Annotated in this window: 13 protein-coding genes; 6 read left to right on the top strand and 7 right to left on the bottom strand. The window is 42.7% G+C overall.

Features of this window, described 5'->3' with window-relative positions; translation table 11 throughout:
- Positions 1–253 precede the first annotated feature (253 nt).
- From L2747_RS09715 to L2747_RS09700, 4 genes are all read left to right on the top strand, one after another.
- Positions 254–1,006, top strand: a complete 753-nt coding sequence (locus tag L2747_RS09715) for a winged helix-turn-helix domain-containing protein (protein ID WP_248998840.1) — start codon at positions 254–256, stop codon at positions 1,004–1,006.
- Positions 1,007–1,046: 40 nt separating this feature from the next.
- On the top strand, positions 1,047–1,565 hold the full coding sequence (locus L2747_RS09710; protein WP_248998839.1) for a hypothetical protein: 519 nt from the start codon (positions 1,047–1,049) through the stop codon (positions 1,563–1,565).
- A gap of 167 nt (positions 1,566–1,732) precedes the next feature.
- Entirely contained in the window at positions 1,733–3,115 is a 1,383-nt protein-coding gene (locus L2747_RS09705; protein WP_248998838.1) for a DUF4397 domain-containing protein, read from the top strand.
- A gap of 460 nt (positions 3,116–3,575) precedes the next feature.
- Positions 3,576–4,232, top strand: a complete 657-nt coding sequence (locus L2747_RS09700) for a thiol:disulfide interchange protein DsbA/DsbL (RefSeq protein WP_248998837.1) — start codon at positions 3,576–3,578, stop codon at positions 4,230–4,232.
- 91 nt (positions 4,233–4,323) lie between these two features.
- Here the strand turns inward: L2747_RS09700 and L2747_RS09695 are convergent, their stop codons facing one another.
- The 6 genes from L2747_RS09695 to L2747_RS09670 all read right to left on the bottom strand — a co-directional run bounded on the left by L2747_RS09695 (position 4,324) and on the right by L2747_RS09670 (position 11,145).
- Positions 4,324–5,328, bottom strand: coding sequence for a glycosyltransferase (locus L2747_RS09695; protein ID WP_248998836.1), 1,005 nt, complete (start codon positions 5,326–5,328; stop codon positions 4,324–4,326).
- A 125-nt stretch (positions 5,329–5,453) separates the two neighbouring features.
- Positions 5,454–5,984, bottom strand: a complete 531-nt coding sequence (locus tag L2747_RS09690) for a cytochrome b/b6 domain-containing protein (protein ID WP_248998835.1) — start codon at positions 5,982–5,984, stop codon at positions 5,454–5,456.
- A gap of 20 nt (positions 5,985–6,004) precedes the next feature.
- A complete protein-coding gene (gene hemG, locus L2747_RS09685; protein WP_248998834.1) occupies positions 6,005–6,532 on the bottom strand; it encodes a menaquinone-dependent protoporphyrinogen IX dehydrogenase in 528 nt (175 codons plus the stop codon).
- A 219-nt stretch (positions 6,533–6,751) separates the two neighbouring features.
- Positions 6,752–8,338 (bottom strand): di-heme oxidoredictase family protein, encoded by a 1,587-nt coding sequence (locus L2747_RS09680; protein ID WP_248998979.1) that lies wholly within the window; start codon positions 8,336–8,338, stop codon positions 6,752–6,754.
- Positions 8,339–8,557: 219 nt separating this feature from the next.
- A complete protein-coding gene (locus L2747_RS09675) occupies positions 8,558–9,706 on the bottom strand; it encodes an imelysin family protein (protein WP_248998833.1) in 1,149 nt (382 codons plus the stop codon).
- 32 nt (positions 9,707–9,738) lie between these two features.
- A complete protein-coding gene (locus L2747_RS09670; RefSeq protein WP_248998832.1) occupies positions 9,739–11,145 on the bottom strand; it encodes a porin family protein in 1,407 nt (468 codons plus the stop codon).
- Positions 11,146–11,602: 457 nt separating this feature from the next.
- Between L2747_RS09670 and L2747_RS09665 the strand changes: the two genes are divergently transcribed.
- Together L2747_RS09665 and L2747_RS09660 are read left to right on the top strand one after the other, a co-directional pair.
- Positions 11,603–12,790, top strand: a complete 1,188-nt coding sequence (locus tag L2747_RS09665; protein WP_248998831.1) for an MFS transporter — start codon at positions 11,603–11,605, stop codon at positions 12,788–12,790.
- Between the two features lie 173 nt (positions 12,791–12,963).
- Complete coding sequence (locus tag L2747_RS09660) at positions 12,964–13,821, top strand: TIGR03899 family protein (RefSeq protein ID WP_248998830.1); 858 nt, start codon at positions 12,964–12,966, stop codon at positions 13,819–13,821.
- A 108-nt stretch (positions 13,822–13,929) separates the two neighbouring features.
- Here L2747_RS09660 and cysC read toward each other — a convergent pair whose 3' ends face one another.
- Positions 13,930–14,547 (bottom strand): adenylyl-sulfate kinase, encoded by a 618-nt coding sequence (cysC, locus tag L2747_RS09655; RefSeq protein WP_248998829.1) that lies wholly within the window; start codon positions 14,545–14,547, stop codon positions 13,930–13,932.
- Positions 14,548–14,574 lie beyond the last annotated feature (27 nt).

Below are 14,574 nucleotides of genomic sequence, written 5' to 3'. Positions count from 1 at the left end.
ACACTCTGGCCAACACCAGCTCAACATTCATGATGTAAATCACATTATTATCGGACATTTGCAGCCATATTCATGTTGCAGAAAGTTAATTAATTGTATGAATTTACGTGACTAAGCTCTCATTTAGCTATTTAGGCTTCTGCACAGCGCTCAAATTTATCATGCCAGCCAAACTTAAGTATCAGGATCACAGACTTCATTAGTTTAAGTTCATAGACTTTCCAGATAGAGGGGCTTAACTAAGGCGACAAAGATGCAATTAGGACATTGTAGATTTGATATTGATAGAGAAGAACTAATCAATTTAGACAGTGGACACGTCTGGCATCTGCCAAGAGCGGAGCTACAAGTTCTAACATTATTAGTTGATTATCAAGGTAAAGTAGTCGCTAAAGCCTTATTGAAAGTAGGTAATGGCGAACAACAGCCTCTCAGCGACTCATCAGTAACTCGTGCGGTTTTCACTCTTCGCTCATTTCTTGGTCCACAGTATGAGTCACTTATAGAAACCGTAAAAGGGCAGGGCTATTTATTACGCCACCATCGTTGCCGTAAAAATAACGATACTCCATCACAGCGTAAAGTCTCTTCGGCGAAATTATTGGCTGGGATTTCATTAGCTTTAGCTATTGTCCTATGCAGCAGCTGGGCTATTTACGACAACCAGAACCTAGTAAATTCAGCTCCGATACCTTTGCAAAGTAATTCTGTTAAGACTCTCTCAGGCCACTCAGTCAATGTGATTTTATATGCTCACTCTAAAACCAATAATGGTTTATTAACCGAGTTGAGCCAAACAATGTTACTGAGCTTTAGCCAGTGCAATCTCTCAAGCTGGAAGAACGTTTATCTTTCTCTATCCCATGATAAACAAGTGCTCAACATCACTCTACGTGGTGAGCAATTTGGTCAATCGATGATCCGTAATTTGAAGATTAGTGATCGTCGCCAGCCAAAGCAGTTTATTAATCAGCAATGGTTACAAGCTGTTGATATTTGTGGTTAAGCCACCAATTACGAATTACCAAGTAAACAAGGAGCAGATAATGAGCCGAACTTGGCGCTGGGCTATAAACATCGTTATTCTTAGTATTTTGCTCGCTTGTCTAGGAGTCATCTATAAACTTACCGTTAAGCCACCAAGCTTTATGCTTAATTGCAGCTCCGAGCTATTTAATCGACAGCAATCACTAGAAGATAATAAACACTATCTTCTAGTCGATCTTTTTTCTAAAGATGGTCAAGCGCAAATTAATTATCGCTACTTTGACTTAGAAGGTAACTCTGCAGGTTCTGTATCAATGCAAGGACAAGTTAATAGCATCGATTTGGATAATATGCTTTACGATATTTCAGTCAAAACTAAGCAAGAGTTCCCCCACTCAAACCTAGACCTTGCCCCAGAACACTATAAATACCTTTCTTATGTCAGCAGTTTAAACCTCAATAAAAAAGGCATGCATAACCTAAGCGTGCGGGTTTTAGAGCGCGATGAAGGCAAAGACTTTGCCGTTGTACTATTTCAACCCAGTAACACCGTTTGTGGTTGTCGACTCGTAAATTAATGCTAATTTCATCAAAAATCGGGGCATATCAATAGCCTTGCCCCGCTTATTATCCATACCTTCCGGCAGCCATTTCATGGCAAAGTAAAAAAGTTGTTAATTTTTTGATCTTATAAAAATGTCATTGCGTAATGCTTCTTCGAAACCAAACATCAAGGATTACGAAAATGAACTTTTCAATGCCAATAACCCGCTATATGTCTGTTGTGGCTATTTCGATTCTAGGCCTAACAGCCTGTAGTGATGACGATGACAACCCAACCCCTAGCAACCCGATAGAAATTGCTGAATCTCAAATCCGCGTCATTCATGCCGGTAGTGATGCACCATTGGTTAATATTATGGCCAACGGTAACAGTTTTATCGATGACGTAGACTACGCAATGTCGAGCGGTCTAGCGACTGTCCCAAGTGGCAACTATGCTGTCGCTGTAGATGCCCAGCTCCCAGACGGCACTACAACCACTGTTTTGAGTGCTGACTTGGCTGCTGAAGCGGACACCGAATATACTGCTGTGGCACTAGGCAGTGTGGCCGATGACTCATTAATGCTAAAAGTAATAGCGAACCCAGAGCAAGACATTGCAGCTAACTATGCTCGCGTGCAAGTACTTCATGCTAGCCCGGCCGTCGGGTTAGTCGATGTTTATGTGACTGAGCCAGGCGCAGATATCAGTATGATGCAGCCAACACTTTCAGCAAACTACATGGATGCCAGCCCGCAGCTTGAAGTCGCGGCAGCAGATTATCAAATCCGCATTACTGCAGCCGGATTAAAACAAGCAGTATATGACTCTGGTACAGTGCCGCTAGAAGCACTTGGTGACTATTTTATTACCGCCATTCCAAATACGTGGTCAGGCGATTCCCCTGTCGCTTTACTTGTTGCGTTACCAGAAGGTCAGGTGTTACTCAACGATACTGCCAGCGGCAGTGATATCCGAGTGGTTCATGCTGTGGCAGACGCTCCCGCTGTTGATGTATTTCTAGATGACAGCGCAACTGCTGCCGTAAGCAATCTTATGTTTAAAGGGATTGCAGGATACGTCAACATTCCAGAAGGTGAGCACACGGCAACGGTTGCAGCCAATGCCGATAACAGCGTGGTAGTTATTGATAAAGCACCGTTTGAATTAGCACTCGGAATGAGCTACTCAATTTTGGCCACAGGCTCATTAACTGACAACATGATTGCACCATGGATTATTATGGAAGACACTCGTATGGTCGCAACTGAAGCCAAGCTAACCGTTTCTCACGCGGCATACTCAGCACCCAACGTAGATGTTTACTTAACCGAGACGGACGATATATCTGAAGCAACACCAGCATTGACTGATGTTCCATTCAAAGCGTCTTCAGGTAGCTTAAGTGTCCCAGCTGGCGATTACATTGTTAGCGTCACTGTGACTGGCACCAAAACCGTTGCTATTGGTCCACTACCAATCAGTTTAGAAAATGGCGGCATTTACGGCGTAGCCGCTGTAGACAGCACGACTAGTGGCGCTTTTGATGTCATTTTACTTGATGACTTTGTCACCATGAAATAACCACATTAGCCTTCCTAACTCTTATTGCGACCGAAACCTTGTTTCGGTCGCGTTTTCGTTTGTTGTTTGGTTTCAAAGCAGCATATATAGTGAACAATAACCTCGCCGAGCACTGCATTGCACTGCTCGGCTCCCCCTCAAAGCTGGACTTTAGCCAATATTAAACCAAGAATAACCACAAACTAGCAATATTGAATAAGTTCCCGCAACAGCAGTTTTTCAACCAAAATTTAATTGATATTGTGAAGCGAGGCAAAGTTTAAAATGAAATCTTCAGCTTCCGCTTAAAATCATTATACGCGTCACACTCTAGAGCCTGTATTAACCGCCAAATTCAGTCATAATTAAGCATCTGGGCTTATTCTTAACAACAATGTAATTTGCTGTAACGGATGAATAATATTTGTATTATTCGTTATCGCTCGACCACTTATATAGACGTCACTTAGAGGACACTAGATTGATTAAACATATTGCTTTAGCGTTAACACTTGCCGTTGCTCCACTGAGCAGCTTTGCCGCACAATTTGTTGAAGGTAAGCACTTCACTGTTGTTTCAAATAAAGCGCCAAGTACCGAACCAAAGCTCACTGAGTTTTACTCGTTCTACTGTGGTAACTGCTTTAATATGGAAAAAATGTACATGGCAGATATCAAAGCAAACCTAAACAAAAAGGTCGCTTTTGATAGTAAGCACGTGGACTTTGCTAACACTGAAATCAATACCGAAGTCATGCGTTCTCTAGCTGTTATCCAAACACTAGATAACCAAAAGCCATTAACTGACGCGATGTTTAAAGTTATCCAAGGCGATAACGGCGAAAAACATGACCATAGCGCACCAGGCCACAAGCATGATGAGCCATTAAAAAGCCGTGATGATATCAAAGCTGTATTTGCTAAGTTTGGTGTAACCGCTGAGCAATATGATGCCGCTGCTGACAGCAAAGAAACTGACGCTAAACTTGCACTATGGCGCACTCAGCAACGTGAATTTAAAGTACAAAGCGTACCTTCGTTCATCGTTAACGACAAATACCAAATCAATATGGGCTCAATTCGTACACTAGGCGAACTTATCGACCTAATGAACTACTTAGCACTTGAGCATAAGTAAAACAGAGCTTATAAAATGATTTTAAAAGGCGCTAATTAGCGCCTTTTTTGTTGCCATTTAAACTTAGCTATAACCACTCAAGAACTGCGACCTAAGGTAATGTCTCATCTAACAGACGTTGCCAGTTGTCTAAAACAGCCTTCCATGCCTGCTCACCTAATAAACGTTGCTGAGTATTAACCTCAAAATGTTTATTCTCTATAACTTGCCAAATAGCCTGCTCAATACCAGCAGCGGTAAGCTCGTTGATCACTTGATAACCATCACCTCGCTGCTGTAAGTCTGCAACTTGGTCCGCTAGACCATCAACATTTGCTACTATCACGCCCCGTCCAGCAGTAATAGCCTCCTGACAGGTCAACCCAAAAGGCTCCCATCGAGAGGGAACAACGACCACATCACCGGAGGCCAAAAAACTGGGGACGTCACTGACCTCTCCCACTAAATGCACGTGCTTTAACGGCTTAGCTAAACTTAATAATGTATCTTGCTGTTCGCCTTCGCCAGCAATCGCTAACTCAACTTTATCACTCGGCAGATTGGTCATGGCTTTAATCAGCAGATCAAACCCTTTCTGCTGGCTTAACCGGCCATAAGCCAAGAGTTTCAACGGTTGATGTCTGGTGGCTTTAGGTAGAGAAACAAAATCCTTTAGCTGCTTACCTTGCCCTACTAAAACCATTTTGCGTGGCGAAAGCACATCGATCTCTGCTAACCAATCTACCTGTGCTTTCGATACCAGTAATACCTTGTTCATCAAGGCGTAACCTAGTTTGAGCATTAGCCTAAATCGAGCCGGACGTTGCACACAGTGATGCATAAACTCTCGACTATAATGGTGCTCTTGATAAAAAATGGGGGTACCAATATTGGCAAGTTTTAGAGCGAGGAAAGCCGGCAGTTTTTGCCAACTAATAGAGCCGTGAATAACAATGACATCAGCATGATAACGCTTAAATTGCGGGTAATTAAATTGGCAAAATATCAATTTAAAATAGAAAGAAAGGTTTAACTTTGAGGCAGCGAGACTTTGCAGCGCTAAGTTAACGCCACCGAGTTTAGTATCATCAATTAAGTGGACTATGGTTGGCCGCACACTGACTCCTAACTTAAGTGCCTTTGTACTTAAGTTAAAGAAATAGCGACAGATTTAAAAGCATTGTTTGGACTATATTTAACCACCGACAAACAGGCTAAGTATTTTTAGCCTGTGGTTTATGGTTAGTTACGAATAAAGTCGAGCAAGTGCAAGCAAGCAAAAATCGCATGCAATACGATAAAGCCAATAAAACCTTGGGCGCAACTAATATGATAACTACGCCACATCAGCGCATCACTACTGCCTTGCGTCGCAAACCAAAGTATTCCAGTACCCCCCACCGCTAAGAAGACCAGCATGCCAAGGCCTTCAATAATACTAAATAACCCTCGCCCACCAGCAATAGGTATTTTGCCTTTAAATAATCCTAAAACATCGGCTTTAAACTGCGAGAAATCAGCGACTAGCCACGGAAAATATTGGCGCCACCTTCCCTTAAGGCTATTGGAAATAATAAAGGTAATAGATAGAAAAGCGCCAACGAGGCCAAGATACACATGGCTAGTATCCCAAATGCTCGCATTCGCTCGCAGGCTGCGCCCTATCAAGATCCAGCTGCTGGTAAATATCAGGTAAGCAGAAGTGAGGATAATTAAAACATGTTGCAAATCAATATATTTTCTCGCTAAGCGTTTAAACATAGACTGCGCCATAAGCTTCTGCCTTTTAATTTCTAAACAACTAATTGGTTAACGGATTCAGCATAAGTATCAACTTTATTCCAGTCCGTGTATTCAATATTAGTATCCGCTGCTGTAGGGCCTTTAGTGATCCACATAATAAAGCGAATAATATTTCTATCCATTGAGCCATAACTTGGGTAGTTAAGGTTACCACCAAACACTTCAGCTAACTGCGGCTTCCAAGGCGATTTTTCAAAGAAAGCACGCATATAAGGATTGGTGTCAGCAGTATTTTTTAACGGCTTACGAGCCACTAAACTTACCGAAAAAAAGCTGCTTGGCTTTTGCTCTAATACCGTTTGATTCGCTTCAATAAAGTCATATACGGCAGCGCTATGCTTGCCATGACGAATACTACCGCCAATGATAATTTTATCGAACTCAGCTAAATCCACTTTATCGGTAATATTCATAGCCGTAACACTGTTACCCGCGGCTATTAGCTTATCTTCTAGATAGGCGCTAATTTTGCGCGTCTGGCCATGTACACTTGAATAAACAATAAGAATTTTGCTCACCAGACATCTCCCCGAAGTATTAATTTTAAAGCGAATGAATTTAATGAATAAATCATAGGTGATTTGGTTAAAAGATTACATGAAACAGATCACGAGGAGCGGGGGAATAAATCAAATTTGCTTTATCTACTTCACAAAATTAACAGTGGGACTCCTCAAAAGAGGTAGTCCCACTGTTTTAATCGCGATAATGTCTGCGGTCAGTTATTCAATTTTTGATTATAACGACATTAGAAAATCAATAACTTGCGAACGTTCTTCATGGCTTAAAGCCATAAAGTCTTGCTGACTTTTTTCCGCCTCACCACCATGCCATAAAATGGCTTCTTCTAATGTAGCCGCACGGCCATCATGTAAAAAACCAGCTTGTGGATTAACAGTTTGAGTTAAACCTATTCCCCATAAAGGTCGAGTACGCCATTCATTACCATCAGCCAAAAAGTCAGGTCTACCATCAGCTAATTCTTCACCCATGTCGTGTAATAGCATATCGGTAAATGGATAAATCGTTTGGCTCTTATGCCCTTCAATCATACTTGTACCGCCAATATCTCCACTCGCCTTGGTAACAAAGCTAGGAGTATGGCAGCCACTACAATTTAATTGCTCAAACAATCTGGCACCTTCACGCACACCAGCATTATCGACATTGCGTCTAGCTGGTACAGCAAGGGTTTCAGCATAAAATACAACTGAATCGCTAAACTCAGCACTCGCTTCGGGCTCGCCATTCACATCCGAGCCAGTATCAACAAAACCGGTACGAGTAAGGTAAGAGTCATGCAATGCCGTGCCAGCCACACTTTCATCAGGGAACAGCGGATTAGTGATACCGATATCGCCTCGCAGCGCACCTAGGGATTGTACTCTCACACTAGGGGTGTTGGCTTTCCAACCAAAGCGACCTAGCGATACAGGATTTGAAGCGCCCGCTTGCGCTTTTACAGCATCAAACACATAGTTAGCTCGACCTGAAATGCCATCCTGGTTGCTATCATTAGCGTCCACATTTGCCAAAATCTCAGCCTCAGGAATAGCTTCAAGTAAACCTAAGCCAAACACCGGCATACCATTACGCCAGCCCATCAGCACATCATCTTGCAGTAAATTAGACGTCACATTGCTACTCAACTTAGTTTCACCCGGCGCGTCATAGGGGTTTTCAACGTCAAATAGCGGTTTTTTCAAGGTCACTGTCGCGCCATCACTGTAGGTCACGACTTTGGTTTCATAGGACAAGTAAACATCAGCTTGACCGATAAACTGATTTTGCTGCCAGTCAGGTCGTGCCTGCAATACACCGCGGTGAAAAAGCTGCCCACCAAAATCAGGGACAGGGATTGGCGCGCAGTAATCATTTGCTGAAGTACCGGTTACACAGGGTTCATTTGGTGCTTTACTGATCCTCAGAAATATCCCGGCTTCTGAGCCCAATTTTACTCGTGAAGCCCCAGCCGGAACAATTGGCGTAGAATTACGCCCATCACGTTGATGGCAAGAGTTACAATCAGCGTTATTGAATACAGGCCCTAAACCATCGAGTTCGGGATGAGCCGAATTTGGTGCCGTGGTAAATGCGGTTTCAAAACCTAAATCGCCCTCAAGATGCAATTCCAATTCGGCCGCGCTAAGGTTTGGCGCGGGGGTTGAAAAACCATGGCCAGATTCAGACGCATCAAATGTGGTAGTGTCCCCCCCAGTTGCTTTTATGTCGGTATAAGCCGGATAGACTTTCTCTTCCGGTTGCGGCGTACTGTCGTCTCCCGAGCCTCCACATGCTGTCAAGCTTGCGATCCCCAGTACCATTAAACCATTAAGCAAACCTGCTTTAAGCTTGAAACACGGTGCTAGATGATTAATCAGACTTGTGGTTGTTATTGTATTCGATTCAATTGCCATATACGTTTCCACACACTGTAATACTTTATCTAATTTGCGAAATAAAATGTTAATTAACCACTTATAAAACAAGGGAATTAACATAATAAAAAGGAGGCCTATTAGGCCTCCTCATATCTTATTTACTTAGACTTTCCAATCTTTAAGTAATGGCAAAACATCAGACTCTAAACTGCTTTGTAACGTTGAAAGTGCATCAACTGCAGATTGAATACGTACACGACCATCAGCGTCGCTAATCGCTTGACGGAATGGCATATTACTATCACCCGAAATCGCTTCAATTTGAGTAATTGCAGTATTAATTTCTGTTTCAACACGGCTTGCAAGCGTTGGGTTTGCAGCATTAACGAAGTCTTTGATCCCTTGCTTGTCGGCTTCACCTTCAAACTCACCTAAATAGACATTACGCACGCCAATAATGTTATCGCTAAAGTCAGTTAAAGAATTCCAAGAATACTGTGACTCAACCTTTGAGGTATCCGCTTTAGCAAGTGAATCCCCAAACGGATCAGCGATTTTACCATTACCCACTTCATCGACGATGCCGATCATGCCATTAACGAGTTCTTCAACGACGCCAACTTCTGAGCTATAGAATGTATTGTCATCGGTACCAGAATTTTTAAGTAGCTCGCCATAAGCTTTACCACTCTGACCGTCATGACTTACTTTCCAAGAATCGTCGAGTGTTTTAGCATAATCACGGAAAACCTCTGCAAGCCCCATAAGATAGTCACGCTCGTTAGCTGTAAGCTCAGATATATCTTTTGCGTTATCAGCAACACCGTCACCGAACAATAGGTATTCCATTGTGTGGAATCCCTGAACATCATCGTTCCAGCCCTTGATTGTATCGGCATCAAAACCAGTGTTATTAGCTAGAACCGTCGTTAAGTCAGTGGTATTTAGCGGCCAGCTATCAAGATGCGGATCGATACCCAGAGAATCAACCGGGCCAAAGATATGTGACTCACCTTGTTCCCAAGGTTCACGTGCAGCTTTCCACGCTTCTTGCGCTGCCAGCAAGTTAGCTTGGCTAGGCGAGTTAACAAGCGTTTGCGTTGCTTGGAACATGGCTTCGCCGTTATCTGCAAGGTTGGTATAACCAGCAACAATAACGTTATCCGTTAGATTCGTAATCATTTCAGTTGCAGCAAAAGTAAAGCTCTTGTCAGGTGCTACGCTTGAGTTGTCGTCCGAGCCTGAGCCGCCACAAGCAGTAAGGGCTGAAATAAGGGCAATTGCTAGCGCTGAATGAGTAAAGTGTTTCATGAAAACTCCATTTATAATGTCATTTGTGCAAATTAAAGTGAGAACTGGTAACCAACACCGAGTGCGAAGAAATTAGTATCTGGAATCGCAGCCACTGCAACCTGATGCACCCCGGCTTCCGCCTTGATAACAACTTCAGGGATAGGGAAATAGTTGATACCGGCGCTAATCCAAGTGTTTTCATAACGTTTGGTCGCAACACCAGTTTCAACTTCTTTCAATGGGTTTGAGTAGTCGATATTGGCAAAAATAGTAATAGGTACAGGTGTGAAATGGCCTAAATCAACCCCAGCCTCAACGAAGAAAGCTTCTGACTTTGAACCCAGTTGAGCGAAGTTACCCGGCTTTAAGCCCGGTGTAGTTTTGTTAGCTTGAGTAATGGCGTCGCTATCACTTAAGGTGCCGTATAGATATTGGCCGCGTAGTGTCCAAGGACCTTCCACAAAAGCACCAGCTACAGACAAGATCTCAACAGTACCATCTGAACTTAGCTTATTGGTTTTATGTCGATTTCCACTGGTGTTGCCATAATAATAAGACGCACCTATCGCAGAACCTGTTTTGAAATTGCCATAGTCTAGGCGTAAGACATATGCCAAATCATCAGCATTAACATGCTCAAAGCGCTTTTGATGGCCTGACGCGACCCAATCATAAGTTCTGAAGTATTCTGAATTTAAGCCACTGACTACCTGAGCTTGGTAATGGAAATCGGCCATCTCACCAAAAATACCGATACCATTTTCATTCCATACAGCTGGTAACATAGCCGCCTCACTCTTATGGCGTTGCACCGTAAGGTATTGGCTTGGCTTGTGTAACGTACTACTTAAGCCAACTGGCAGATGGATATTACCGAACTTCACCCCAAATGCTTTACTTGGGCGATAACGGATCTCGGCCTTTTCGATCATGACCTCACCGCCAGCCTCGACTTCGGCTTCAAACTCACCAAACTCATCAAAACCGTCATATTCTAACGATGTACCTGTACCACCATGTTCGTATTCAATCTCAACTTCCATGTCCCATTCATCATTAAACTGATAGCCAAACTCAGTTACAATGCGCTCTAGGTCAAAACGGCTGCGACGCTCAGGCGAAGTGTCTTGCACGTTATCGAAATACTCATCACTGGTGTAAATGGCGCTACCATATGACTTGAATGAAAACTTATCCCACTTACTTGTTGTTGACTTAACTGCTTGCAGCTCTTGCTGATGCTCAGTTTGTTGCTGCTGAACTTCAATTTCCTGCTGCTTTTGCTGCTGGGCCAATTGTTGTAATTGGCTTTTCAGTGCAGTTAATTCTGCTTCTTGTTTTGCAATCGCTGCGGCCAAGGCCTCAGGATCTGTTGCTGACATGGCATTAGCACTAAATACGCTCGCAATCGCAATTGCTAGCACATTTAACTTGGCATGTTTTGAAATAGACTTCATAAACCGCTCTCATTTTGATTCTGCGCTGGAAACCAGCTCCCCCGAAATTCGCAGTCAAAATACACGTAATGAGAACTATTTGCATTAATCTTTACAATATTATTTACAATAAGATTACATAAAACACCAACCAGTGACACTGGTATCGCAAGCCAAACACGTAGGCAAAGTTCTAAAGTAAGAAGGTTTGGCGATAGTAACCACTTACATGGAATAGCAAGTGTCAAGATTGAAATTTATATTCAGCAAACAGTTTAATGCTGAATTGCTCAGCTAAAAAAAGCAGCTCTCTGAGCAAAAATAGCGACAACAAATGATTAAGTTATCGCTAATAAACAAAAAATCTGAATTAATAACTCAAAGTTAACTAAGGTATACTGCCGCATAATCAGCTGCACTAGCCTATACACTTCAAGATTAATGTTTGCAGCATGCAGGCTCACTACATGGAAAATTTATGAAGAATAATCCGCAAAAATTATTGCTCTGGATGACGTTTATTATGTCGCTAGTGTTTGCTGTCTGGCAGGCACTTTTGAATAACTTTGTCATCGAGCGAGCCCAATTTACGGGGGCAGAAATAGGTATGCTACAAAGCCTACGCGAAGTACCTGGCTTTCTGGCTTTTACTGCTATTTTTGTATTGCTACTGATCCGCGAGCAGGCTTTTGCACTGTTATCTTTAGCGGTGTTATGTATAGGCGTTGCCATTACTGGCTTCTTCCCTCAGGTCTTGGGCTTGTATATCACCACCATATTAATGTCAGTGGGCTTCCATTACTTTGAAACCATTAATCAGTCATTAACTTTACAGTGGGTTGATAAGCAAGATGCCGCCGCTTTTATGGGGAAAGCACTAGCATGGCGTAGCGCCGCTGCGCTGGGTGGCTATGCCAGTATTTGGCTTATCATGACTTGGCTAAAATTAGATTACCAATGGATGTACGCTATTATTGGCACCTTAGGTCTCGTTATGGTGCTCACCATAAGTCGCTACTTCCCTACTTTTCCTCAGGGAGAAATGCAGCATAAAAAAATCATATTAAGAAAGCGTTACTGGCTTTACTACATGCTAACTTTCTTCTCTGGTGCTAGACGGCAAATTTTTATGGTATTTGCCGGGTTTATGATGGTCGAAAAGTTTGGCTATAGCATCACTCAAATCACCTCACTGTTTCTAATTAACTATGTAGTGAACCTATTATTCGCACCAGCCATAGGTCGCTTTATTGGTCGCATAGGCGAGCGCAATGCCTTAACCATAGAATACATCGGCTTAATTGCAGTATTTGTGAGTTATGCCTTAGTTGAACATGCGGAATTTGCAGCAGCACTTTATGTTATCGACCATCTACTTTTTGCCATGGCAATTGCAGTAAAAACCTATTTCCAAAAAATTGCTGACCCTAAAGATATTGCAGCCACTATGTCGGTAAGCTTTACCATTAACCATATTGCCGCAGTCATTATTCCGGCATTGCTTGGAGTACTATGGCTGACCTCCCCTGAAATGGTGTTCTATATAGGTGCAGGCTTTGCTGTATGCTCATTAATTTTAGCTATCAATGTTCCTCGCCATCCTGATCAAGGTGCAGAAGTAGCTCATTTTGGTAAAGTAACTAAAACAGTCACATCAACAAGTTAGTCAAGCAATAAGTCGATAAATAAATAGACAAGCCTACAGAACCTTGGCATAACACTTACAGTGTTATGCCAAGGGTGTTGCAGACAATCTAAGGCATATATTAGGTTAACCTAGCGCAGAGCATACTCATCTGCGCGAGATAAATAATTAACAAAAAAGAGTGGCAATACAGCATGGTTGAAACTGTCTCAGATAACAGTGCCCCAATAAAACAAACGGCCCAAGACAGCAATAAAACGGCTGATCCATCAGCCCGTAAAAAAGCCTTGTTACTGGGTAAAATGTTAGGCTTAGCTAGTGAAGACGATTACCGTGCTAGCAATGCTTCAATTGGTGAACGCGCCGCATTTAGGGCGCAAAAACAAGCTTGTCAGTATCAACAAAACCTAGAGACTATTTATAAGATTGCTATCAGTCATACTCCCTCCGATGTGACTGGTGTTGATCTAGATCCTGATTGGGCTCATCAGTTTTTTCAACTAGCAGAACAAATCCACAACCGAAAAATGCAAGAACTATGGGGTCGGATCTTAGCCAATGAAATCACCTCTCCAGGCCACTTTAGCTTACGTACATTAAGCACACTTAAGCAACTTACTCATAAAGAAGCGCAGATTTTAGAAAAAGCTTTAGGCATGTCTGTGTTAGTCAACAATGAAACTCGGCTTAAGCTAATCATTGGTTTTAAGTATGCTGGAGGCTTGAGTCAGTTATTTAAAAAAGCGAACTCCACCAGCATAGGTTTATCCCAGTTTGGCCTGCCTTACTCCAATATTCTGACCTTAGTCGAAGCGGGGATCTTACACCGCAGTGAACTAGAGACTGGGCTACTTAGCAATAAAACCCCGATTCATTTTTCACTGAGTGATATTAAGTTAAGGCTAACGCCAAAAAGCGGTCAACTTTTCTTCAGCTACTACCGTTTTACGCCCATTGGGGATGAGCTTGCTCAGTTGATTCACTTTAATACCGATAAGAGCTATATCAAAGCGATGAAAGCTTTATTCTCACACGACTTTAAAATTGATTAATGCTGTCAATCGCTGCGATTAACCGTTCCGAAACTAGGCCAATAAAAAATGCGACACCATTACAGTATCGCATTTAGCTCGTCTAGCTATAACCCTAGTCGAATAAAGTTATACAGCCGCTTTTAACTTATCTAAATCAATAACCTGAATAGCAACTAAGTAATCTAGTAGCGCACTAACTTGAGTCGCCAAATCGCCCTTGCTGGTATCGATAGTCAGTTCGGCCGCCGCAGGCACCTCATAGGGAGCAGAGATCCCGGTAAAGTTGGCTATTTCGCCTGCTCGTGCTTTGCTATAGAGGCCTTTGGGGTCTCGCGCCTCACACACCTCAAGAGGTGTTGAAACATGTACTTCAATAAATTGGCCGGCATCAAATAATGCTCGCACGCGCTCACGCTCTTCACGTGTCGGCGAGATAAATGCAGACAGAACAACCAGACCTGCATCTACCATCAGTTTAGCGACTTCACCGACGCGACGCAGGTTTTCGTCACGATCTTCACTACTAAAACCTAAGTCTTTACACAAGCCATGACGTACATTATCGCCATCGAGTAAGTAGGTATGAAAGCCCGCATCAAATAAGGCACGCTCTAGTGCGCCTGCGAGTGTCGATTTACCCGATCCTGAAAGTCCAGTGAACCATAACAAAATAGGATTTTGCCCTTTCTGATCCGCACGCGACTGTTTATCAATACTATGTTGGTGCCAAACAATATCAGACATAAAAACTCCTAAAATCTAATCTTCACA

The sequence above is a fragment of the Shewanella marinintestina genome (genome assembly GCF_023283845.1).
GTDB lineage: Bacteria > Pseudomonadota > Gammaproteobacteria > Enterobacterales > Shewanellaceae > Shewanella > Shewanella marinintestina.
The sequence above is the reverse complement of the archived record's forward strand: the minus strand, read 5'-3'. Positions and strand labels throughout refer to the sequence as shown.

Excerpts from the sequence above, each read along its gene's own strand:
- L2747_RS09715 (WP_248998840.1), top strand. The coding sequence starts at position 254 with ATGCAATTAGGACATTGTAGATTTGATATTGATAGAGAAGAACTAATC.
- L2747_RS09710 (WP_248998839.1), top strand. The coding sequence starts at position 1,047 with ATGAGCCGAACTTGGCGCTGGGCTATAAACATCGTTATTCTTAGTATT.
- L2747_RS09705 (WP_248998838.1), top strand. The coding sequence starts at position 1,733 with ATGAACTTTTCAATGCCAATAACCCGCTATATGTCTGTTGTGGCTATT.
- L2747_RS09690 (WP_248998835.1), bottom strand. The coding sequence starts at position 5,984 with ATGGCGCAGTCTATGTTTAAACGCTTAGCGAGAAAATATATTGATTTG.
- L2747_RS09680 (WP_248998979.1), bottom strand. The coding sequence starts at position 8,338 with ATGGTACTGGGGATCGCAAGCTTGACAGCATGTGGAGGCTCGGGAGAC.
- L2747_RS09675 (WP_248998833.1), bottom strand. The coding sequence starts at position 9,706 with ATGAAACACTTTACTCATTCAGCGCTAGCAATTGCCCTTATTTCAGCC.
- L2747_RS09670 (WP_248998832.1), bottom strand. The coding sequence starts at position 11,145 with ATGAAGTCTATTTCAAAACATGCCAAGTTAAATGTGCTAGCAATTGCG.
- L2747_RS09665 (WP_248998831.1), top strand. The coding sequence starts at position 11,603 with ATGAAGAATAATCCGCAAAAATTATTGCTCTGGATGACGTTTATTATG.
- L2747_RS09660 (WP_248998830.1), top strand. The coding sequence starts at position 12,964 with ATGGTTGAAACTGTCTCAGATAACAGTGCCCCAATAAAACAAACGGCC.
- cysC (WP_248998829.1), bottom strand. The coding sequence starts at position 14,547 with ATGTCTGATATTGTTTGGCACCAACATAGTATTGATAAACAGTCGCGT.